General features: G+C 67.7%; 17 protein-coding genes. 7 read left to right on the top strand and 10 right to left on the bottom strand.

What is annotated here, in order from left to right:
• Window positions 1-18: 18 nt before the first annotated feature.
• Complete coding sequence (locus IT540_RS07610; protein ID WP_291175344.1) at window positions 19-699, bottom strand: sulfur transferase domain-containing protein; 681 nt, start codon at window positions 697-699, stop codon at window positions 19-21.
• Between the two features lie 297 nt (window positions 700-996).
• Here IT540_RS07610 and IT540_RS07615 point away from each other — a divergent pair, with 297 nt between their 5' ends.
• Together IT540_RS07615 and lpxK are read left to right on the top strand one after the other, a co-directional pair.
• Window positions 997-3,036, top strand: coding sequence for a glycosyltransferase N-terminal domain-containing protein (locus IT540_RS07615; RefSeq protein WP_291175345.1), 2,040 nt, complete (start codon window positions 997-999; stop codon window positions 3,034-3,036).
• A complete protein-coding gene (lpxK, locus tag IT540_RS07620; protein WP_291175346.1) occupies window positions 3,026-4,075 on the top strand; it encodes a tetraacyldisaccharide 4'-kinase in 1,050 nt (349 codons plus the stop codon). Before IT540_RS07615 ends, lpxK begins: the two co-directional genes overlap by 11 nt.
• Before the next feature lie 273 nt (window positions 4,076-4,348).
• On the opposite strand, the gene IT540_RS07625 is transcribed toward lpxK, so the two are convergent.
• Together IT540_RS07625 and xseA are read right to left on the bottom strand one after the other, a co-directional pair.
• Window positions 4,349-4,582 (bottom strand): DUF2093 domain-containing protein, encoded by a 234-nt coding sequence (locus IT540_RS07625; RefSeq protein ID WP_291175347.1) that lies wholly within the window; start codon window positions 4,580-4,582, stop codon window positions 4,349-4,351.
• A gap of 97 nt (window positions 4,583-4,679) precedes the next feature.
• Window positions 4,680-6,422 (bottom strand): exodeoxyribonuclease VII large subunit, encoded by a 1,743-nt coding sequence (gene xseA, locus IT540_RS07630; protein WP_291175348.1) that lies wholly within the window; start codon window positions 6,420-6,422, stop codon window positions 4,680-4,682.
• A gap of 105 nt (window positions 6,423-6,527) precedes the next feature.
• Between xseA and purD the strand changes: the two genes are divergently transcribed.
• Together purD and IT540_RS07640 are read left to right on the top strand one after the other, a co-directional pair.
• Complete coding sequence (purD, locus tag IT540_RS07635; RefSeq protein WP_291175350.1) at window positions 6,528-7,811, top strand: phosphoribosylamine--glycine ligase; 1,284 nt, start codon at window positions 6,528-6,530, stop codon at window positions 7,809-7,811.
• Entirely contained in the window at window positions 7,808-8,224 is a 417-nt protein-coding gene (locus IT540_RS07640; protein ID WP_291175351.1) for a hypothetical protein, read from the top strand. The genes purD and IT540_RS07640 overlap by 4 nt, the downstream gene beginning before the upstream one ends.
• 14 nt (window positions 8,225-8,238) lie before the next feature.
• Here IT540_RS07640 and IT540_RS07645 read toward each other — a convergent pair whose 3' ends face one another.
• A complete protein-coding gene (locus tag IT540_RS07645) occupies window positions 8,239-10,050 on the bottom strand; it encodes a PQQ-binding-like beta-propeller repeat protein (protein WP_291175352.1) in 1,812 nt (603 codons plus the stop codon).
• A 227-nt stretch (window positions 10,051-10,277) separates the two neighbouring features.
• Window positions 10,278-10,742 (bottom strand): cupin domain-containing protein, encoded by a 465-nt coding sequence (locus IT540_RS07650; protein ID WP_291175354.1) that lies wholly within the window; start codon window positions 10,740-10,742, stop codon window positions 10,278-10,280.
• Window positions 10,743-11,233: 491 nt separating this feature from the next.
• On the opposite strand from IT540_RS07650, the gene IT540_RS07655 reads away from it, so the two are divergent.
• Both IT540_RS07655 and IT540_RS07660 read left to right on the top strand, forming a co-directional pair.
• Window positions 11,234-12,604: a sensor histidine kinase gene (locus tag IT540_RS07655; RefSeq protein WP_291175355.1), complete on the top strand. Its 1,371-nt coding sequence runs from the start codon at window positions 11,234-11,236 to the stop codon at window positions 12,602-12,604.
• A 5-nt stretch (window positions 12,605-12,609) separates the two neighbouring features.
• The gene (locus IT540_RS07660) at window positions 12,610-13,266 is read left to right on the top strand and encodes a response regulator transcription factor (protein WP_291175356.1); all 657 of its coding nucleotides are present in this window, start codon (window positions 12,610-12,612) and stop codon (window positions 13,264-13,266) included.
• Window positions 13,267-13,311: 45 nt separating this feature from the next.
• Here the strand turns inward: IT540_RS07660 and IT540_RS07665 are convergent, their stop codons facing one another.
• Genes IT540_RS07665 through thiS form a run of 3 tightly spaced genes read right to left on the bottom strand, consistent with a single transcriptional unit; the run spans window position 13,312 to window position 15,044 of the window.
• On the bottom strand, window positions 13,312-13,944 hold the full coding sequence (locus tag IT540_RS07665) for a thiamine phosphate synthase (RefSeq protein WP_291175357.1): 633 nt from the start codon (window positions 13,942-13,944) through the stop codon (window positions 13,312-13,314).
• A gap of 7 nt (window positions 13,945-13,951) precedes the next feature.
• A complete protein-coding gene (locus tag IT540_RS07670) occupies window positions 13,952-14,809 on the bottom strand; it encodes a thiazole synthase (protein ID WP_291175358.1) in 858 nt (285 codons plus the stop codon).
• A 19-nt stretch (window positions 14,810-14,828) separates the two neighbouring features.
• Window positions 14,829-15,044 (bottom strand): sulfur carrier protein ThiS, encoded by a 216-nt coding sequence (gene thiS / locus IT540_RS07675; protein WP_291175359.1) that lies wholly within the window; start codon window positions 15,042-15,044, stop codon window positions 14,829-14,831.
• A gap of 388 nt (window positions 15,045-15,432) precedes the next feature.
• Between thiS and IT540_RS07680 the strand changes: the two genes are divergently transcribed.
• Complete coding sequence (locus tag IT540_RS07680) at window positions 15,433-18,894, top strand: acyl-[ACP]--phospholipid O-acyltransferase (RefSeq protein WP_291175360.1); 3,462 nt, start codon at window positions 15,433-15,435, stop codon at window positions 18,892-18,894.
• Between the two features lie 111 nt (window positions 18,895-19,005).
• Here the strand turns inward: IT540_RS07680 and IT540_RS07685 are convergent, their stop codons facing one another.
• The gene (locus tag IT540_RS07685) at window positions 19,006-19,290 is read right to left on the bottom strand and encodes a hypothetical protein (RefSeq protein WP_291175361.1); all 285 of its coding nucleotides are present in this window, start codon (window positions 19,288-19,290) and stop codon (window positions 19,006-19,008) included.
• 227 nt (window positions 19,291-19,517) lie between these two features.
• Window positions 19,518-21,125 (bottom strand): outer membrane beta-barrel protein, encoded by a 1,608-nt coding sequence (locus IT540_RS07690; protein WP_291175362.1) that lies wholly within the window; start codon window positions 21,123-21,125, stop codon window positions 19,518-19,520.
• Window positions 21,126-21,178 lie beyond the last annotated feature (53 nt).

Consider the following 21,178-nt stretch of genomic DNA (forward strand, 5'->3'; position numbering starts at 1 on the left):
CCGGCGGCTGTCCTCCGCTCACTCGCGATGAAAGATCTTGTCGACGACGCGGTTGGCCCAGCGGCTGGAGTGGAGCCGCGCCTTGACCTCCTCGGGATCGTAGACCGTCTCCACCCAGTCGTAGAACGCGATCGGCGTCTCGGCCGCATACGCGAGGTAGGAGTCGAAGAAGTGGTCGAGCACCCCCGTATCGGCCTGGCGGATGTGTCCATAGCGCAGCGAGAGTTGCCGGCGCGCCTCGGCGATGGGAACGCCGTGGCGGGTATGCAGGTAGAGCGCGCTCATGAGGCCCACGCGGTCGGCGCCCGACTTGCAGTGCATGAGCATGGGATATTCGACGGTCGCGAACAGATCTCGCGCGGCCAGAACCTCGGCCCGCGTCGGCGCCGCGCGCGAGCGGATGCGGAAGTCGACGAGCTTGAGCCCCGCCGCCTCGCACGCCGCGACCTCGTAGCGATAGGTGGATGAGGCGGTCGGGCCTCTGAGGTTGACGACCGTCTTGATGCCGCGCCGCACGAGGTCGCGGATCTGGTGCGGCAGCGGCTGCGCCGCGCGCCATGCTTCGTCCGAGAGCCGGTGGCGGTTGGGAAAGAAGAGCCGCACCGCGAGGTGGTCCAGGAGCAGCATGTCGAGATAGCGGGCAACGGGCTCGCCGGCCCGGCGCAGGGGGGCAGGCACCGCCGCGCTGACGGCTTTCACACCGGCCCATGCCCGCCGTCGAAGCGCGCGCTTTGCCCGTTTCGTGAGCGATGCCATTGTTCTGGGAGTACCCCGTGCGACATGTGCGCATCCGGTGGCCGCAGCCGCCGCTCGGCCCCGTGAAGCCCGTGATTCTCACGGGCTGCGTAGCACTATCCGCTGCGATCTGTCGAACCTGATCTTGGGACGCCGCGCAAGCGGTTGCGTTGCATGCGTATTCCCTATAGGAAAATTGCCGTCGACCGGGCGTCGGAGACGCTTGCGGCTCAAGCAAAGAGAGGCGAGAGAGGCCGATCGATGGCGCAATCGCCACAGCGGGAGTCGAGGCTGCGCCGCATCGCCGGTCTGCTGGGCGAGCGCTACACGCGGTTCGTGTATACCACCTCGACGATTGCGCTGGATCCGCCGGACGCCCGCGAGCGCGTTGCCGCCCTGCATCCCTTCATCCTCTCCATGTGGCATGGCCAGTTCGTGCTGATGCCGACGCTGCACGAGTTCAACGAAAAGACCTTTCCGGTTTCCGCCATCGTGGCCCGTCACAAGGACGCGGTAGCGATCAAGACCCTGCTTGAAAAGTTCGACATCACGGTCGTAGAGGGGGCAGGTGCCGCCCACCGCAAAAAGGATCGCGGCGGAGCGGCCGCCTTGCGCGGCGCCATGCGCCTTCTGAAGGATGGGCGCACGTTCTCCATGACCGCCGACATTCCGCCAGGCCCTGCGCGCCAGGCGGGGTTGGGCATCGTGACTCTCGCCAGATTCTCCGGCCGCCCCATCGTGCCCTTTGCCGTCGCCACGTCGCGCTTCCTCGTGTTTCCCACGTGGAGCCGCCTGACGATCAACCTGCCGTTCTCGAAGCTCGTCTATGTCATCGGCGATCCGATCTGGGTCCCGGCCGAGGCCGACGCCGCCGCGCTTGAGGACTACCGCCGCGCCGTCGAAGCGGGCCTCAACAAGGCGACCGAGCGGGCCTATGCGATGGTCGGAGGCAACATTGCGCGCATTGCCCTTCCGCCGCCTCCCGCGCCGCTGACGGAGCCCGCGCCCGAAGGCCTCGCGCTCAAGGCCTACCGGCTGGCGACGCGCGCCTTCGGCCTCGCCGCGCCGATGCTGCTCTGGCTGCGCGGCCGCCAAGGCAAGGAGGATCCCGCCCGCCGCGGCGAGCGCTACGGAAAGGCGAGCGCGCCGCGCCCCGAGGGTCCGCTGCTCTGGATGCACGCCGCGAGCGTGGGCGAGGCCAATGCGGTGCTGCCCGTCATCGCGCAGCTTCTCGAGGAGCGCGACGACCTCTCCGTCCTGCTTACGACCGGCACCCTGACGTCCGCCGCGATGGCCCGAAGCCGGCTTCCGCCGCGCGCGCTGCACCAGTTCATCGTGCTCGACGTACCGGAGTACGTGAGCGCGTTTCTCGACCACTGGAAGCCCGATCTCGCCGTCTTCGTGGAAAGCGAGGTCTGGCCCAATCTGATCGTCGATGTCTCGCGCCGGCAGATCCCGCTGGCGCTCGTCAACGCGCGCATGTCGCGGCGCAGCGCACGGCGCTGGAAATGGTTCAGCGGCCTCTCGCTGCCGCTGTTCTCGCGTTTCGATCTGGCGCTGGCGCAGAACGAGACCTTCGCGCGCACGCTGCAGCGCCTCGGTGCGCGCAAAGTGCGTGCCATCGGCAACCTCAAGATCGACGCGCCGCCGCCGCTGGTCGATGCGGCCGAGCTCGATCGGCTGCGCCGGGCGCTCGACGGCCGGCCGCTGCTGGTCGCGGCCAGCACGCACAATCCGGAGGAGGAGGTCGTGGCGGAGGCGCATCGCCTCGTCGCGGCCCGGCTTCCCCGTTTCTGCACCATCATCGCCCCGCGCCATCCCGGACGCGGCAAAGCCATCGCAAGCCGGTTGCGCTCGCGCGGTTTCACGGTCGCCCTGCGCTCGGCCGACGAGCGGCCCGATGCGGCGACGGACATCTACGTCGTCGATACCATCGGCGAGTTGGGCACGCTCTATGCGCTCGCCGACGTGGCGTTCATCGGCGGCTCGCTCATCCCGCACGGCGGCCAGAACCCAATCGAGGCCATCCGCCACGGCGCCGTGCCGCTGACTGGCCCGCACTGGACCAACTTCCGCGATGTCTATCGCGCGCTTCTCCGTCACAAGGGCACGCGCGAGGTCGCCTCCGCCGAGGCGCTTGCCGTCGCCGTCGAGGAGGCGCTCACGCAGGAGGGCGAGCTTGCCCGCATGCGCGACGGCGCTAAGGCAGCACTCGCGTCTCTGTCCGGCGCGCTCGACCGCACGGTCGCGGCCCTTGTCGAGATGCTGCCTGAAAGCTCGCGTGTACGCCGTGCGTCCTGACGAGCCTGGCTGGTGGTACGGCGACGGCCGCACCGTGACGCTTGCGGAGCGGCTGTTGGCGCCCGTCGGCGACGTCTACGCCGCCGCGGTCGAGCGCCGATTCCGGACGGCGGTTCCCTATCGCGCGCCGCTGCCCGTCATCTGTGTCGGCAATTTCACGGCCGGCGGCACGGGCAAGACCCCTCTCACCCGCTTCCTGATCGCGAGGCTCGCCGAGAAGGAGAAGGCGGCCGTCTGCCTCTCGCGCGGCTACGGCGGATCGCTGGCCGGCCCGGCGTGGGTGGACCCCGAGCACCACACGGCGCGCGAGGTGGGCGACGAGCCGCTGCTCATCGCGCAGGGCGTACGCGTCATGGTGGCCCGCGACCGCAAGGCGGGCCTTGTCGCCATCGAGCGGGCAGGGGACGTCGCGGCCGTTGTCATGGATGACGGGCTGCAGAACCCGAGCCTCGCCAAGGATCTTTCCATCGCGGTGGTGGACGCGCGGCGCGGCTTCGGCAATGGGCGCGTGATCCCCGCAGGGCCGCTCCGCGCGCGTCTCGCCTTCCAGCTCGGGCTCGTCGACTGCATCGCCGTCATGGGCGCCGATGCGCCGGATGCGGAGCCGCCCGTCTTCGAGGACTTGAAGAAGCGCTTTCACGGCCCCGTGCTGCGCGGCGCCGTGGCGCCCACGGGCGACGTGTCGTGGATCACGGACGGCAATCTGCTCGCCTATGCCGGCATTGCCGATCCGGAGCGCTTTTTCCGCATGCTCGCAGGCTACGCGCCCGCCACGCTGACCCGCCGCACGTTTCCGGACCATCACGCCTTCACGGAAGCCGAGGCGGTGCACCTGCTGGCGGAGGCCGACGCGACCGGCGCCGAGCTCGTCACGACGGAGAAGGATCTGGCGCGGCTCGCCGGTGCCGCGGGCGCCCTGGCGGACCTCGCGGCGCGCTCGCGCACGCTGCCCATCGCCGTCACGTTCGAGGAGCGCGATCTCCTGCGCCTTACCGCCCTCATCGACGGCGCCCTGAAGAACGGATACCTACGCGGGTAAGCAACACCATTCATTCGCCCTGGAGAGTCCATTGCGCTGTTGCACGAGGATCCTGCCGATGCCGCGTTTGTGGAGGCTTGTGTGGGTCCCGACCTGCGTCGGGATGACGTCAGAAGGAGGCTGGCGACATCCACATAGCAAACGTCATCCCGGCGTCATGGCGGAGCCATGCTTCGCATGGACGGCCGGGACCCACGCAAGTTTCTGCTTGCTCGACGTCAAACGCTTGGGCCGAGAGATCCAAGGAAGCGAATGCTGGGGGGCTGGAGAGCGTCAGCCCTGCCCGCGGCCGCGCACGGCCTCGAGGTAGCGGTTGAGCGAGATGTCGGCTGACGCATAGGCTTCCTGCAGCTCGACGCTCCAGTAGCGCAGGTCCGCGAGGTCGATCTTCTGGCCGGTCACCGCGCAACGCACGAACTCGCCCGGCGCCACGACCTGGAACTCGCCGTCGAGATAGCGCACCTGGGCTTCGCCCCGAATGCCGAAGAGCTTGTCGAAGCGGTTCATGAAACCTCAGCCTCGGAAAACACGCCGCGGGAAGGCGGCCGCATTCACATCGCCAATCGGCAAGGCGGCGTCAAGGCGCTACGGGATGAATTCCTTATCAGAATAGCGAGCCCTGGTCCTTTTCGGGGCGTTTCGGGGGAACGTCTGCATCCCTTTCGGGCAACGGTCTGACCGGGCGTGCAGACGGGTCCCGGCCTGCCCTTGCGATGCTCTTGGCCTCGGCGCGCACGCGCCCGTCGGCGAACTCGATCTCGAGCGCCTGGCCCTGGCTCACGGCAGACGCAGCGCGTACCGTGGCACCGTCGGCGTCGCGGACGAGTGCGAAACCGCGTGCAAGCACGCTGTGATAGCCGAGCGAGCCGAGCAGCTTGGCCTGCCCGTCGAGCGCATGACGGCGCTGCGCGAGGCCGGCGGCGAGCGCGCGCTGGACGCGCCGAGCCAGCGCCTCGAGGCGCTCCCCGCAGCGCTCGACGCGATGGCGGATCGGCGCCGGCTGCAAGCGCCCCGACGCCCGTTCCAGCCGGGCGCGGCGTACGGACGCGGTCTTGGCCAGGCATTCGCGTGCGCGCTGCGCGAGCCCGTCGAGGCGGTCCGCGGAACGCGCCACGCGCACCGCGAGCAGGCGGTGGTGCAGGCGCGAGGCGATGCGCACGTGGCGCGTATGGTGTGCCTGCGTGTTGGCGGAGAGCGCGCGCCCGAGACGCAGGCCGGTCGCGTCGATGCGCTGGCGCGGGTGGATGACAAGCGACCGCGGGGAGGGCAGCCGCCCGGCGACCTGGAAGAAGCGCGTGTGACAGCGCTGGACGCGCGCCGTCAAGGCGCCGTCGAGACGATGCGCGATATGGTCGAGCCGCTGGCGCGGCAGCGCCGCCAGATCCTCTGCGCGCGGCAGCCCGCGCTCCGCCGACTTGAGGTCGCGCCGCAGGGCTTCGAGCACGCGCCGCACGGCAACCGTGAGCCGGAGACCGAGCTTGCCCGTCTGATCCAGCAGGTCCGAGTGCTTGGGCACCGCCCATTCGGCGGCCTTGGTCGGCGTCGGCGCGCGGGCGTCGGCGACGAGGTCGATCAGCGTCCAGTCGGTCTCGTGCCCCACCGCCGAGATCACGGGGATATCGCTCGCCGCCACGGCGCGCACCACCATCTCGTCGTTGAAGCCCCACAGGTCCTCCAGGCTGCCGCCGCCGCGCGCAACAATCAGCACGTCGGGGCGTGGGATCGCACCGCCGGGCGCTATGGCGTTGAAGCCGCGGATGGCCTGCGCGACCTCGGCCGCGCTGCCGTCGCCCTGCACACGCACGGGCCACACGACGACGCGCGTCGGAAACCGCTCGCGGAAGCCGTGCAGCATGTCGCGGATGACGGCCCCGGTGGGACTCGTCACGATGCCGACCACGCGCGGCAGGAACGGCAGCGGCTGCTTGCGCTCCTCAGCGAACAGACCCTCGGCGGCGAAGCGGCGCTTTCTTTCCTCGAGCTGCGCCATGAGCGCGCCGAGCCCCGCGGGCTCCAGGCTCTCGATGACGATCTGGTACTTCGACGAGCCGGGGAACGAGGACACCTTGCCGGTGGCGATGACCTCCATGCCCTCCTCGGGCTTGATCTTGAGCCGACCCCAGGCGCTGCGCCACACCACGGCGTCGATCTTGGCCTTGTCGTCCTTGAGCGAGAAATAGCAGTGGCCGGACGCGTGCGGGCCGCGGTAGCCCGACACCTCGCCGCGCAGCCGCACATGCCCGAAGCCCTCTTCGAGCGCGCGCTTGACCGCGTTCGAGAGCTCCGAGACGGTGAACTCGACGACGTTGCCGGCGCGGTTCGCCGTGGGAGAGGGAGGGCTGGCCAACGAATCGGTCCTTGCTTGTTTGTCCGCCGATAGATGATACACGGTGGGCGAAAAACAATCCGCTCCCCGCGGCAAACAATCCAAAGCGCTAGGACCTTGACATCAATGAATGTTCTCCTGATCGGCGGCGGCGGACGCGAGCATGCGCTCGCCTGGGCGCTGTCCGCGAGCCCGCTGCTCACGAAGCTCTACGCTGCCCCCGGCAACGCCGGCATCGCAGAGCTGGCGGAATGCATCGCGCTCGATGTGGCCGATCACGCCGCCGTTCTGGCCTTTATCAAGGAGAAGGCGATCGGCTTCGTGGTGATCGGCCCGGAGGCGCCGCTGGTCGGCGGGCTCGGCGACGCGCTCGCCCAGGCGGGCACCAAGCACTTCGGGCCGTCGAAGGCTGCGGCCGAGCTCGAAGGCTCGAAGGGTTTCACCAAGGACCTCTGCCGCGAGGCGGGCATCCCGACCGGCGCCTACGGCCGCTTCAAGGACGCGGCGTCGGCAAAGGCGTACCTAGCGGCTGAGCCGGTGCCGATCGTCGTCAAGGCGAACGGCCTCGCGGCCGGCAAGGGCGTCGTCGTGGCTGCAACGCGGGCCGAGGCCGAGGCGGCGGTCGACGCGTGCTTCGCCGGCGCGTTCGGCGCCGCCGGCGCGGAGGTCGTGATCGAGGAGTTCCTCGACGGCGAGGAGGCGAGCTTCTTCGCGCTCTGCGACGGCAGGACGGCGCTCGCCCTCGCAACCGCGCAGGACCACAAGCGCGTCGGCGACGACGACACCGGGCCGAACACCGGCGGCATGGGCGCCTACTCCCCGGCGCCGGTGATCACGCCTGCCCTCTCCGCGCGCATCATGGACGAGATCATCCGGCCTACGGTGGAGTCCATGGCGGCGCGCGGCACGCCGTTCAAGGGCGTTCTGTTCGCGGGCTTGATGATCACCGCCGACGGACCCAAGCTGATCGAGTACAACGTGCGCTTCGGCGATCCCGAGACGCAGGTGTTGATGATGCGCCTGCAGTCGGACTTGTTGGCGGCGATGATCGCCACCGCCGACGGTGTGCTCGATCATTTCGACCTGCGTTGGCGCGACGACGCGGCGCTGACGGTCGTGCTGGCCGCCAAGGGCTATCCGGGCACGCCCGAGAAGGGCACCGAGATCAAGGGCCTGGAGGGTGCCGGCGACGTGGCCGGCGTGCAGATCTTTCATGCCGGAACGCGGCGGGAGGGCGGACGCCTGCTGGCGGACGGCGGCCGCGTCCTGAACGTCACGGCGCTGGGCGCGACGGTCGCCGAAGCCCAGGCCCGCGCTTACGAGGCGATCGCCAAGATCGATTGGCCCGGCGGCTTCTGGCGCACGGATATCGGCTGGCGTGCGGTGCTGCGCGAGAAGGCGAGGGCATGATGCGCACATTCTGGCTCGCTTTCGCCGTCGCTCTGTTGGTCGTCTCAGCCCACGCGGGAGCGCCGGGGAAGCTGCCGACCGACGAAGCCATACGCACGGAGATGAAGGCGATCCGCGACCTGACGCTCAACGTGCACACGCTGGTCACCCACCGGCGCATGCCGCCGGCCGACGCGCGCACGTTCCACACACGCGTCAAGGCAGCCGTCGAGCGGTTGAAGGCCGGAACGCAGGTGCAGGCCGAGACGCGCGGCGAGATCGAGAAGCTTGCAAGCTACATTGAACGCGGCGCGGCCGCGGTGGCGGGAGCGGACAGCTCGATGTCGCCGATCGACGGCATCCTCATCATCGACGACTCGCTCGCCATCTACGCCCAGCGCTTCGACCACCCCGACTGGCAGCCGCTGCGGTAAATTGACGGTTGCGTCTATTCCTTCGTGAGACCGAACACGACCACGGCGCCGCCTTGTCGGAAGCCCCAGATCTGGCTGCCTCCCGCCGCCACTGCGATGTACTGCTCGCCGTCTAGTTCATAGCTCACGGGCGGCGCATTGACGCCTGCGCCGCAGGAGAAGCTCCAGAGCTTCGCGCCGGTCTTGGCGTCGAACGCCGAGAAATCGCCTCCACCCTCGCCGGTGAAGACCAGTCCGCCCGCTGTTGCCAACACACCGCCGACGAGGGGTTGGTCCGTCTTGGTTTGCCACGCGATCCGGCCTTTCCTGGTGAGGTCGAGGGCCGTCAGCGTTCCCCAGTTTTCTTCGTGGGACGGCTCGATGATGAAATAGGGCACCGCTGGCTTGTCGCCATCCGCGGGCAGCTCGTCCGTGCGATAGATCATCGGGACATGCATTCCGGCCACGTAGACAATCCCACGCGATGCATCGAGCGATGCCGGTGACCAATTGGAGCCGCCGGCGGGCCCCGGCGATACGCGAACGCCTTGAGGTGTCGGCCTCGCGAACAGGTTGTCCTGTGGAACGAACGCGTCGGACTTGAACAACAGCTCGCCGCTGCGGCGGTCGTGGACGTAGTACCAGCCGAGCTTGCTCGCCTCGCCGACGGCAGGCACGGTCTTTCCGTCCACCTCGACATCGAACAGAGTCGGCGGACTGGCAACGTCGTAGCCCCACATGTCGTGCGGCACCTGCTGGTAATGCCAGACAAGCTTGCCGGTCGCCGCCTCGAGCGCGACGAGCGAGACCGTGTAGAGATTGTCGCCCGGCCGCGTGCTGTCGGCGGCCTGGGGCGAAGGGTTCCCGACGCCGAAATAAAGCAGGCCGGTCGCCGTATCGACGGCCGGCGTATGCCAGATCGAGCCGCCGCCATGCTGCCAGGCGTCGGCATGTTGCGCGAGGCTCGCCTTTTCGGCCGCGATATCGCGGTTGAGCGGCACGCCGTCCGGCGTTTCGCTTCGGAAGCTTCCCTCCCAGCCCTCCTGCGTGGTCTCGAATTTCCAGATCTCCTTTCCCGTCTCGGCGTCGTAGGCGGCGAGAAAGCCGGGGCGCCCGTATCGGCCCGCGACGCCCACCACCGCGCCCAGAGGTGCGCCCGGTCGCGGACTGTCGAGATGCAGCCCGTATCCAACGCCGGTGATGCCGACGATGACCTTGCCGTCGTAGACGAGTGGCGCGATGACGGCGCCGGCACCCGTCGACCCTGTGATGTTCCTCCCATGCAGCGGGTCTCCCGCCGCCAGGACGCCCTTGTCTTCCGTCGCGCCCGACCACTGCTCGGCGAGCGCAATGTCCCAAAGCGGCTTACCGGTGGATTGATCGAGCGCGACAAGGCGGGCATCGACAGTTGCGACGTAGACCTTGCCATAGCCGATCGCCGCACCGCGGTTGGCCGGTCCGCAGCAGGTTTTTTCGGACGCACGCTTGTGATCGTAGCGCCATCTTTCGCGCCCGGTTTTCGCATCTACGGCGATGACGTGAGAGTTGGGCGCCGTGAGGTACATGACGCCGTCGGCGATCAGGGGGGATGTCTGGAACGTCGCCGCGCTGCCTGTTTGATAGATCCACTTGGGCACAAGCCGATTGAGAGTCGCGACATTGATCTGATCGAGCGGCGAAAACCGCTGCTGGCCATAGTCACGCCCATACAGGAGCCAGTCGCCGCGATTCTCGCCGGCTGACTTCAAGCGGCCATCGTCAATGTCCCCGGACAGGGCAGCCGAAGATCCGAAGGCGAGTGCAAGCAGCGCCGGCAGGAGGAAGCCGAGTTTCAATGAGCTATGCATGGATAGGCTCCAAGAGTGAGTGCGCCGGACAAGGCAGCGCAGGGCAAACTGGACGTGCTCGGAAGGCCTGCGCATTTACGTCCTCGAAAGGCGCCCTCTGAACGGAAACGATCACCGTGCCGAAATAGCTGTGGTTCAAGCGGGCAACAAGCCCGCTTGAACCAAGGTAGCGTCATCACACCGGGCCATACGCCTAAGACCCGGTGCTCCGACGAACCGGCAGCACGCTATTTCTTTCGCGGGTCCTCTTCCGGATTGACGTAGATGATGTCGAACGGGCCGGTGGCCGCCACCTGGATGATCGTCTCCTCGTCCTCCGTCCACACATAGTGCGGATGGTTCGCCGGCAGCAGGAGCAAGGACCCGGCCTCGAGCATCTTGCCTGTCGACTTCTCGACCGTCTCGCCCATGCCACTGCCCATGGAGCCGGTGAGGACAGTCACGGACTCGAATGCTGGATGCGTGTGCGCGGGTACCACATAGTTGGGAGGGAACTTGAGGCGGATGATGAAGAATTCCGGCTTCGCCGGGTCACCGTGAATAAGCTGGGACTGCGCCCCCTTCGGAAACGCCGGGTTGTCCTCGAACTGGATGTCAGCGGGTTTCAACTCCCTGGCCTCGTGGGCGGCGTCCTTGGCGAACGCGGTGCCTGCCAGCACGACCAATGCGGCAGCGATCAGAGCTTTTCTCATTGCCAGTTCTTTCCTCCTTTGACGTTGAACTTTTTTGAATCCTTAGAACGAGGGAAGCACTCCAGGGCTCTTTGCACTCCGATCCAGGCAACGGGTCCCCATGACCTCGGCTGGACCGTCAAGCCCACTCATAAGGCGTGGCTGCTCGGCTGCCGTCTGGCTCAGCGTCCGCAGGTGAACCCCGGCGAAAGCCACGGAGGTCGCCACCGCGGCAGACACCAGCACAAACAGGAGCGCCTCCCTCCAGCGCAACGGGGCAGTCTCGGAAAGCCATTGCAGCGCCTGTCGAAACGCGTTCGCTCCAAGCTGCTCCATTGCTGCAGGTCTCCAGTACCCACCATCCGAGGGAAGCCTAAGAAGGCTCGAGGTCGGCGAACAGTGCGCTTCGCCCGAGGAAGTATGTGAAAATTTCCCGAGCCGAGGGTACGGGCCTTCACAGCCCAGATTGGGGCCTCTAGCCTGAGGGAAAATGGGACGGGCGAGGCGTCGTCATGGATCTGAAGTGGCTTTTGGTGAGGCGCATCACGTTGGTGGCGCTCACGTGCTTCCTGGCCGGTTCGGGACTTGCACTTTATGCGGCCGCGCGCGAGGCGAAGGGGCGGAACGTGACCCTCGTCGAGCTCGCGGGCCGTCAGCTCGATCTGCAGCTCTCCCGCATCGACAGGTCGACGGACGTACCGAAGCGCTTCCCGGATTGGGACCTTGTTTCAAGCTATGCTTTGCAGCCCGGCCAATGCGTGGAGTTTCATGGGACCGATGCGTCGCGGAACCGCTCGAGCTGCGCCGGCTTCGACGTCGGATCGACCGGCACGCCGCAATGGTTCCTCAAGGTTTATCGTCTGCTCATAAACAACAACCTGACGGCAGCCACGCCCCTCTACTATCGCGGCGTATATCAGGGCACCATCGTGGCCGCGTATGATCCCATAGCCACGGCCGGACAAGCGTGGGCGACGATCTCGCCGCTCCTTGGTCTGTCGGCCGCCCTCGTCGCCACCCTGTGCCTCGTCACCTATCTTGTCGTCGATCGCGCGCTTCTACCGGCAAAGGACATCCTTTCCGGCCTCAACCGCCTGGCGCGAGGCGACCTCGCATGCCGACTTCCGGCCTTCCGCCTAACGGAGCTCAATCGCATCAGCGAGGTCTTCAACGCCGTCTCCGAGGAGCTTGGCAAGGCCACGTCCGAGCGTACCGAGCTGGCGCGTCGCCTTGTCGATATGCAGGAGCAGGAGCGGCGTCGCATCGCACGCGAGCTGCATGACGAGATTGCCCAGAAGCTCGCGGCGCTCAACGCGCTCGCGGCGTGCCTAAGAAGGAGCACCCAAACCGACGCGCCGGAGCTCGTCAACGAGGCACGGGAGCTTGAGAAGATGGCGTCCAGCCTGATGATCTCGTTGCGTCGGACGCTCACCCATCTGCGCCCCCAGGAAATCGACGATCTGGGTTTGGTTCAGAGCCTGAAGGCTCTTGTCGAGCAGCACAACGAGCGCGCGCGGGGACATACAAGCTTCTCGATCGAGATCACGGGAGAGGTGGAGCAGCTCCGGGCCGAGACCAGCGCTCACGTCTACAGGATCGTGCAGGAAGCTCTGACCAATGCTTCCAAGCATGCGAATGCGCGCAACGTGCGGGTGTTGCTGGCCCGGCATGCCGATAGGGGCGAGGAGAGAATCCGCCTCTCGGTCGTCGATGACGGATCGGGGTCGCCAGCCGTCCGCAAGCCTGCGAGCCTCGCAGGGGCGGGTTTGATCGGAATGCGCGAGCGGGTCGCCGCGCTGAGCGGCAAGTTCGCCGCAGGTCCGCTGTCCAGCGGCGGCTTCGGGCTTCAAGTGGAGTTTCCCACATCGCTGCAGGAGGCCTGAGCATCATGGGCATCCGCGTCGTGCTGGTCGATGATCATGCCGTTGTGCGCGAGGGCTATCGCCGGCTGATCGAAAAGCATGCGGGCATCGAGGTCGTCGCTGAGGCGAACGACGCGGCCTCGGGCTACGAAGCATTCAAGAAATTCAATCCTGATGTCCTCGTCGTCGATATCTCGATGCCGGGACGGGGAGGCATCGACCTCATCCGGCAGATACGCCAACTGGATTCCAGCGCCCGCGTCCTCGTTTTCACGATGCACGCGAGCGCGACCTACGCCCAGCAGGCATTTCGTGCCGGTGCGCGGGGCTATGTCACGAAAAGCAGTTCGCCTGAGGTTCTGGTCAGCGCCATCCGCGACGTCTTCATGGGTCGGCCCGCGCTTTGTGCCGAAATCAATCAAGCCTTGGCGGCAAGCAGATTGTACGATGACGTCTCCGCCACGGACCAGCTCTCGCCGCGGGAGTTCGAGGTTCTTCGCATGATCCTGGACGCGAAATCGACGGACGAGATCGCGTCGGCTTTCAACCTCAGCCCGAAGACCGTGGCGAACTACCATAGCGAGATAAAATCCAAGCTCGGCGTACGGTCCGACATCGAACTCGTATATCTCTGCATGCGGCAAGGGCTAGTAGCGGCTCTTCCGGAACCCGGTATTGGCTAGTCGCATTGCACGCCCTCGGTTTCGAACGCGCCGAATATCCCGCGATCACGCGCGGACGGTCGCTGCCCAGTCGAGCCAGAGGCGCACGCGGGCCTCGGGATGCGGCGCAGTCATGAAGTCGGTGATGACGGCGATGCTGTCGGCGCCTGCCGCGACCACGCCGCCCGCGCGCTCGGGCGTGATGCCGCCGATGGCGATCAGCGGCAGCCTGCCGATGCGACGGCGCCAGATGCCGATCTTCTCGAGTCCCTGCGGCGCCCACTTCATGACTTTGAGCTTCGTCTCGTAAATCGGGCCGAGCGCGACGTAGTAGGGATCGGCCGCGAGCGCCGTCTCCAACTCCTCCTCGCTGTGCGTCGAGATGCCGACGGCTATGCCGGCGCGGCGGATCGCGGCGAGATCGGCCTCCGCCAGATCCTCCTGCCCGAGATGCAGCTCCGTCGCGCCGAGATCGATGGCCGCCTGCCAGTAGTCGTTGACGATCAGCCGGCAGCCGGCGGGCTTGCAGATGGAGAGCGCGGCGGCGATCTCCGCGCGCGCGTCCTCGGGCGAACCGTCCTTGAAGCGGAGCTGCAGGGAGCGCACGCCGAGCGGCACGAGACGCGCCACCCAGTCTGCGGAGGGCACGATCGGGTAGAACACATCGGGGGAGCCGGGAAGGGCGCCGGGCGCGGTCATGCGGGTCTCATTGGCGCGAGCCGCCGGGCTTCGGTGTATCGAGGTCGAAGAAGGGCGTGCCGGCAACCGGCGTCGAGGGCCGCGCGCGGTCGCTCGGCTCGATCAGCCCCGCCTCGTAGGCGGCACGGCCCGACTCGATGGCGGAGGCGAACGCCTCCGCCATGCGCACCGGATCTTGCGCCCGGGCCACGGCCGTATTGAGCAACACCGCGTCATAGCCCATCTCCATGGCCGCCGCCGCGTGCGACGGTGCGCCGATGCCGGCGTCGATGACGAGAGGGAGGTCCGGAAAATAGGCGCGTAGCGTCTTCAGCGCATGCGGGTTGGCAAGCCCGCGACCGGTGCCGATCGGCGAGCCCCAGGGCATCAGCACCCGGCAGCCGGCGGCAACCAGGCGTTCGGCGATCGACAGGTCCTCAGGCATGTACGGGAACACCTGGAAGCCGCGCTTGATGAGTTCCTGCGCCGCCTCGACGAGACCGATGAGGTCCGGCTGCAGCGTGTCGTCGTTGGCGATCACCTCGAGCTTGATCCAGTCCGTCTCCAGGAGCTCCCGCGCCATCTCGGCGGTGGTGATGGCCTCCTTGGCCGTGCGGCAGCCGGCCGTGTTCGGCAGCAGGCGCACGGGGAGCGCGCGAACAAGGTCGAGGAAGCGGGCGCCGGTATGCCCGCGCGCCTGCTCGCGCCTGAGCGACACCGTGACGATGCCGGCGCCGGCTGCGCGGATCGCCTCGCTCATGACCTGCGGCGAGGGATAGAGCGCGGTGCCGAGCAGAAGGCGCGACGACACGTGCTCGCCGTAGAAGGAAAGGGGGGAGGCGTGTGCGGAGCGCCCCAGGGGGCGCAGGGGTTCGTTCTGGTTCATGTGGTCTCGGTCACTTGGGTCAGCCGCCCTGGCGGACGGAAAGGATCTCGATGCGGTCGCCCGCGGCAAGCCACGTTTGGTCGCGCTCGGTGACGAATACGCCGTTGACGGCCGTTGCAACCTTGCGGCCTGCGAGGCCCTGCTCGGCGACGAGCGCGGCCAGCGTCTCGGCGCCGGTGGCGACCGGCGCACCGTTGACGGTGATCTCCCGCGGACGTGTGAGAACGTTAGTCATATCTCGCCTTCACGTAGGAGCTTCCGCCGACTGCCGCCAGATGGCAGCATGCCGCTCCGCGGACAGCATCCGCCTACGGCCGATCGCTGTCAATTAACGCGCCTTTATGCGGGGTTAGCGACAATGGTCGAAGCGTACCCGGATCGCCGATGCAACCGGGACCGCCCGTCTTTCGCGTCCGTCACCGTTGACTTCGTCACCCGCCGCCATCCTCTTCGCCACAAAGGGCCGTTGTTTGACCATCATCAGGCCCCTAGTGTCCTTGCCATATTGGCGTAAGGTCCCGCGCTCGTTTCACCTCTCCCGTGGGGAGAGGTCGGCGCGAGGGGCCCGGCCCCGAGCGGCGGGTGAGGGGTTACGCGGTAAGAAATTTTCGTCAGGTTTCCCCATGGTCCAAGCGCTGATTACGAGCCGCCGCTTCGCACCGCTGTTCTGGTGCCAGTTCCTTTCCGCCCTCAACGACAACTTCGTCAAGAACGCGCTCGTCATCCTGATCCTGTTCAAGATCGGGTCGGAGCAGGGTGGCGTGCTGGTGGCGCTGGCCGGCGCCGTGCTGGTGGCGCCGTTCTTCATCCTGTCGGGCATCGGCGGCGAGCTGGCGGACCGCCACGACAAGGCGGTGGTGGCGGAGAAGCTTAAGCGCGCGGAGATCCCCGTCGCGATCATCGCCGCCGCGGGCTTCGTGCTGCAGTCGGTGCCGCTCCTGTTCGTCGCGCTCGGCCTCTACGGCGTCATCGCGGCGCTGTTCGGCCCCATCAAGTACGGCATCCTGCCGGCGCTTCTGGCGCCGCGCGAGCTGCCGGCCGGCAACGCCTTCGTCGAAAGCGCGACCTTCGCCGCCATCCTCATCGGCACCATCGGCGGCGGCCTCGCGGCCGGCAACTCCGGCGGCGAATGGATCCTGGCCGCGCTCGTCGTCGGCCTCGCCGTGCTGTGCTGGCTCTCGGCCTCGCTGATCCCCCGGATGGGCGCCGCCGCTCCCGGACTCGCCATCGACTTCAACCCCTGGACCTCGACGATGACGCTGATCCGTCATCTGCGCGGCGACCGCCGGCTCTGGGTCGGCGCGTTGATCACGTCCTGGTTCTGGCTCGTGGGCACGGTCGTGCTGTCGCTGCTGCCCGTTCTCATCAAGGACACACTCGGCGGCGGAGAGAGCGTCGCTATCCTCGCCCTGGTCGTGTTCACCATCGGCATCGCCATCGGCTCGGCGCTCGCCGCGCGGGCCAGCAAGACGCGCCCCAACCTGGCGCTGGTGCCGATCAGTGCGCTGCTCATGGGGCTGTTCGCACTCGATCTCGCATGGGTCGCCTCGTCGCTCGTCAAGCCGTCCGAGGTGATCACGGTCGGCACGCTGCTCTCGAGCGTGACCGGCTGGCACATCCTGGTCGACCTCGCCGGCCTCGCCGTCGCCGGCGGCCTCTTCATCGTGCCGGCGTTCGCCGCCGTCCAGCTCTGGGCACCGGTGACCGAGCGCGCCCGCACCATCGGCGCCTGCAACGTGATCTCGGCGCTGTTCATGACCGCGGCAAGCCTCGGCATCGCGGCCCTGCAGTGGGGTGGCGCCGGGCTTGCCTCTCTGCTCGCTCTCTTGGGGCTCGCCAACCTCGCGGCCATGGTGCTGATCCTGCGTGCCTGGGGCCGCGACGGCATCCGCGACGTCGGCGCCTTCCTGTTCAAGACCTTCATGGGGCTCGAGGTGAAGGGCCTCGAGAACCTGCCGCCGGAGGGCGAGCGCACCATCATCGCGCCGAACCACGTGAGCCTGCTCGACGCGCCGATGATGCATTCGATCCTGCCGTCGCACGCGGCCTTCGCCATCGATACCGGCATGTCGCAGAAGAGCTGGATCAAGCCGTTCCTGAAGGTGGTCAAGGCGCACGCCATCGACCCGACCAAGCCGCTCGGCACGCGCCACCTGATTCAGACGGTCAAGGACGGCGAGACCCTGATCATCTTCCCGGAAGGGCGCCTCACGGTCACCGGCGGCCTGATGAAGGTGTACGACGGCACGGCGATGATCGCCGACAAGGCCGACGCCGTGATCGTCCCCGTGCGCATCGACGGCCCGGAGCGCAGCCCCTTCGGCTACCTCAACCGCTTCCAGTGCAGGAAGACGCTGCTTCCGAAGACCACGGTGACCATCCTGCCGCCGGTCAAGCTGCAGGTGCCCGACGGCCTCAAGGGCAAGGCGCGCCGGCAGGCCGCCGGCATGGCACTGCAGGACCTCATGGTCGAGACGGCAGTCAAGACCGCCAACCTCGACCAGACACTGTTCTCGGCCCTCGTCGAGGCCAGGGCGACACGGGACACGGGCAAGCCCGCCATCGAGGACCCGCTCGGCACGCAGCTTAGCTACGGCAAGCTCATCCTCGGCGCGCAGGTGCTCGGCGCCAAGCTCGCGACCCTCGCGCCGGAGGGTGCGGCGGTCGGCGTCATGCTGCCGAACTCGGCCGGCGTCGCCGTCACCTTCTTCGCGCTGCAGACCATCGGCCGCGTGCCGGCCATGCTGAACTTCACCGCCGGCCCGCAGAACGTCGAGGCGGCCTGCACCGCGGCCAAGGTGGACGTCGTGCTGACGAGCCGCACTTTCGTCGAGAAGGCGCACCTGGAAGCGGTCGTCGCCAGGCTCGCGGAGACGCGCAAGATCGTCTACCTGGAGGATGTCCGCGCCGGCATCACCTTCGCCGACAAGATCCGCGGCCTGCTGTTCGGAAGCCGCGCCCAGGCCGAGCGCGCGCCGAACGATCCGGCCGCGATCCTGTTCACGTCGGGCTCCGAGGGCCTGCCCAAGGGCGTCGTGCTCTCGCACCGGAACATGCTGGCCAACGCCATGCAGAGCCTGACGCGCGTCGCCGTCAACGGGCAGGACAAGGTGTTCAACGTGCTGCCCGTGTTCCACTCGTTCGGTCTCACGGCAGGGCTCGTCATGCCGCTGGTCGGCGGCGTTCCGGTCTACCTCTATCCGACGCCGCTGCACTACCGCATCGTGCCGGAGCTGGTCTACGGCTCGAACGCCACCATCCTGTTCGGCACCGACACCTTCCTCAACGGCTACGCGCGCACGGCGCACCCTTACGATTTCGCGCGCGTGCGCCTGATCCTCGCCGGTGCCGAGGCCGTGAAGGAGCGCACGCGACAGATCTACATGGAGAAGTTCGGCGTACGCATTCTCGAGGGCTACGGCGTCACCGAGACCGCGCCGGTGTTGGCCATCAACACACCGCTCGCCAACAAGTCGGGCACCGTGGGTCGCCTCTCGCCGTTGATGGAGGCGCGCCTCGAGTCGGTTCCGGGCATCGAGGGCGCGGGCCGGCTCTACGTGCGCGGGCCCAACGTCATGCTCGGCTACATGCGCGCCGAGAACCCCGGCGTGCTCGAGCCGCCGCACGAGGGCTGGCACGACACCGGCGACATCGTCGCCATCGACGATCACGGCTTCATCTCGATCAAGGGACGCGCCAAGCGCTTCGCCAAGATCGCGGGCGAGATGGTCTCGCTGTCGGCGGTCGAGGCGTTGGCGACCGAGCTGTGGCCGTCGGTGACGAGCGTCGTTGTCGCGCTCCCCGACGCGCGCAAGGGTGAGCGCCTCGTGCTGATGACGACCGATGCCGCCGCCACGCGCGACGCCTTCGCCCGCTTCGCCCGCCAGAAGGGTGCCAGCGAACTCATGGTGCCAGCGGACATCCTGGTGGTGCCGAGCGTTCCGCTGCTCGGTTCGGGCAAGCCCGACTATGTTGCTGCGCTTGCGCTCGCGAAGGAGAAGATGTCAGGCGCGCCGCGCAAGGCGGAGGCGCTGGTGCCGGAGCCTGCTGTTCCCGGCCCGGCCGGCGCGCCGCCCGTGGTGTAAATTATCTGGCGTGTCTGGATCCCGGCCTGCGCCAGGATAACCCATAACGTTACCTCTTCCCGCTGGGGAGAGGCCGACGGCGAGCGTCAGCCAGTCGGCAGGTGAGGGGACCTACCGCCGTTCCTTGTCGCGCTGCCAATAGAGGAAAGCGGTCGTGACCAGCGCCGTCAGGATGATGGTGCCGATGATGTCGCTGCGCTTGATGAACGCAAGCCAGACGTCGATGCCGCCGAGCGAGCCGCTGCGGCCGACCAGGAAGCCGTTGACCATCATGACGAAGAGCACGACGCCGGCGGTGAGCGCGGCCGCGATGGCCACGTGCAGCGACCGCTTCATGACACGGGGCATCATGGCGACCTTGCGGCTACCGACGGCGAACTGAGTGCGGTCTGACATGGCGGTCTCCCTGCGTTCGAATTGACGGTCATGAAGCGACATGGGCTCAAATCCCGAGACGAATCAATCTGCCCAACAGACTAATGGGCGGCTTCTGGGACGCAACGCTCGCCATGAGCATAAGGCAACCTTACTCCAGGCGCGTGCGCAGCGCCCGGTCATTTGAGTCTATTCTTCCCGCTCAGCATGGCGTGGCCATGACATGCCGGTGAGCACAACGATGCACGCTACCTGCGGACCCGCACGCCGAGACGGACCTCGTCGCTCTCGTAATCACCATCGACATCGTTTGAGGCAAAGTCGAGGTGCTCGTAGCGCGCGAACAGCACGAGTTCCGGGCTCGCATAGTATTCGAGGCCGGCGAACGACAGCCACTGGTCCTCGGTGAACGGCGTCGCATCGTAGTCGTAGTGCGTATAGACCACGCCAGCCGACGCGATCAGGTAGCGGCGGAAGGCGTGGCGCGCCTCGAGGCCGACAGTGTGCGCAACCACGCCGCCGGACAGAAGCGTGGTCGTGTCGTAGATGTCGCTCTGCGCGGTCAGGAGGAACGATGTGACCTCCGACGGCCGCCACGCGAGGTTGGCGTCGAACAGAAAGGCGTCGACCGCGGAGAGGCGGCGGTCGTCGGGCGTCTGCCGCCCGTAGCCGACCCCGATCGTGCCGCGCAGCACCGCGCCGGTGGAGCCGAAGTCGAGCCCGACGCGCGTGCGCGTGCCGTCGGAATCGCGGGCGATGCCGTCGGCCGGCGTGGCGCCTTTGTCGCGCTGGTTCAGCTCCTGCTCGGCGAAAACGGCGAGCGTCGGCTTGAACGCCCAGGCCGCCCGCACGGCCGCCCGCGTCTCGAGCGTATCGCGGTCGGCGTTGCTGACACCGTTCGTATCCGAGTAGGTGGCGTCCGAAACCGCCCCGCGGAGTTGCACCGTGAGCCTGTTGAAGCGGTGGTTGAGCGCCACCTCCGCGCGATCGACCGTCACCTCGGCGCGTTCCCCCACCTGATTGGCGTCGATGGCGGAGCGGTCCTCCCGGCTGACGTCGCGGCCGGCGATGGCCTGCAGGTTCGTGCGCCGCGTGATGTCAAGGCGTCCGCGCGCCTCCACGCCCCACGCGCGGTCGTCCTCGGAGGGAAAGTCGTCGTGAAAGGTGGTGAGGCTCGTGCCCTTGAGCTCGAGCGCGTGCACGGACCAGTTGGAGACGAGACGCGAGACCGAGCGGATCTCGGCGGCGATGTCGGAGTGTGCGTCGGGCGAGGATAGGACGTTGTCGGTCGCGAGCCCGCCGATCTCGATCTCGGGGAAGAACACGAAGCTGCCGATGCGGATGCCGATGGGATCGTAAGGCTCGAAGCGGGCGAGCCGCGCCGGTCGCCGGTCGGTGGCGACGGGGTCGATGTCCTCGACCTGGAACAGCAGCGGATCGTAGCCGGCAGGCGGATTGCGGAACGCGTCAAGGTCCTCCGACGGACGCGTGTCCCGCGTCGGGTCCGCGCCGTCCTCGGGAGGCTCCGGCTCGGCGAGATCGATGACACCGTCGGCCAGCGCGGGACCGTCCGCCGGTGCCGATGCTTCCCCGTCTCCGGGTACGATCTCCTCGGCGTCGGAGAAGGAATTCTCGCCCGGCCCGCCTTCGCCCGCAGGGTCGTCATCCTGATCGTAGAGGGAGTCGCCTGCGGGTCTCCGAAGGCGCTGCGCCGTTTCGTAGGCGGCCGCCACGTCGGCGAGATCACGGGGAGAGGGTGTCCACTCCTGCGCGTTGGCGGAGGGCGCGTGCGAAAGCGCGGCGACCAGCGTTGCCACCGCGAAACCGAACAGGATCAAGCCGAGCCGCCGGACCACCGAGTGGCGCCCTCATGAGGATGAACCGCACGCGACGCACACTGAAAAGCCGG

The sequence above is a fragment of the Hyphomicrobium sp. genome, from assembly GCF_020852195.1.
GTDB lineage: Bacteria > Pseudomonadota > Alphaproteobacteria > Rhizobiales > Hyphomicrobiaceae > Hyphomicrobium_C.

Excerpts from the sequence above, each read along its gene's own strand:
- IT540_RS07615 (WP_291175345.1), top strand. The coding sequence starts at position 997 with ATGGCGCAATCGCCACAGCGGGAGTCGAGGCTGCGCCGCATCGCCGGT.
- IT540_RS07625 (WP_291175347.1), bottom strand. The coding sequence starts at position 4,582 with ATGAACCGCTTCGACAAGCTCTTCGGCATTCGGGGCGAAGCCCAGGTG.
- purD (WP_291175350.1), top strand. The coding sequence starts at position 6,528 with ATGAATGTTCTCCTGATCGGCGGCGGCGGACGCGAGCATGCGCTCGCC.
- IT540_RS07640 (WP_291175351.1), top strand. The coding sequence starts at position 7,808 with ATGATGCGCACATTCTGGCTCGCTTTCGCCGTCGCTCTGTTGGTCGTC.
- IT540_RS07645 (WP_291175352.1), bottom strand. The coding sequence starts at position 10,050 with ATGCATAGCTCATTGAAACTCGGCTTCCTCCTGCCGGCGCTGCTTGCA.
- IT540_RS07650 (WP_291175354.1), bottom strand. The coding sequence starts at position 10,742 with ATGAGAAAAGCTCTGATCGCTGCCGCATTGGTCGTGCTGGCAGGCACC.
- IT540_RS07655 (WP_291175355.1), top strand. The coding sequence starts at position 11,234 with ATGGATCTGAAGTGGCTTTTGGTGAGGCGCATCACGTTGGTGGCGCTC.
- IT540_RS07660 (WP_291175356.1), top strand. The coding sequence starts at position 12,610 with ATGGGCATCCGCGTCGTGCTGGTCGATGATCATGCCGTTGTGCGCGAG.
- IT540_RS07665 (WP_291175357.1), bottom strand. The coding sequence starts at position 13,944 with ATGACCGCGCCCGGCGCCCTTCCCGGCTCCCCCGATGTGTTCTACCCG.
- IT540_RS07670 (WP_291175358.1), bottom strand. The coding sequence starts at position 14,809 with ATGAACCAGAACGAACCCCTGCGCCCCCTGGGGCGCTCCGCACACGCC.
- thiS (WP_291175359.1), bottom strand. The coding sequence starts at position 15,044 with ATGACTAACGTTCTCACACGTCCGCGGGAGATCACCGTCAACGGTGCG.
- IT540_RS07680 (WP_291175360.1), top strand. The coding sequence starts at position 15,433 with ATGGTCCAAGCGCTGATTACGAGCCGCCGCTTCGCACCGCTGTTCTGG.
- IT540_RS07685 (WP_291175361.1), bottom strand. The coding sequence starts at position 19,290 with ATGTCAGACCGCACTCAGTTCGCCGTCGGTAGCCGCAAGGTCGCCATG.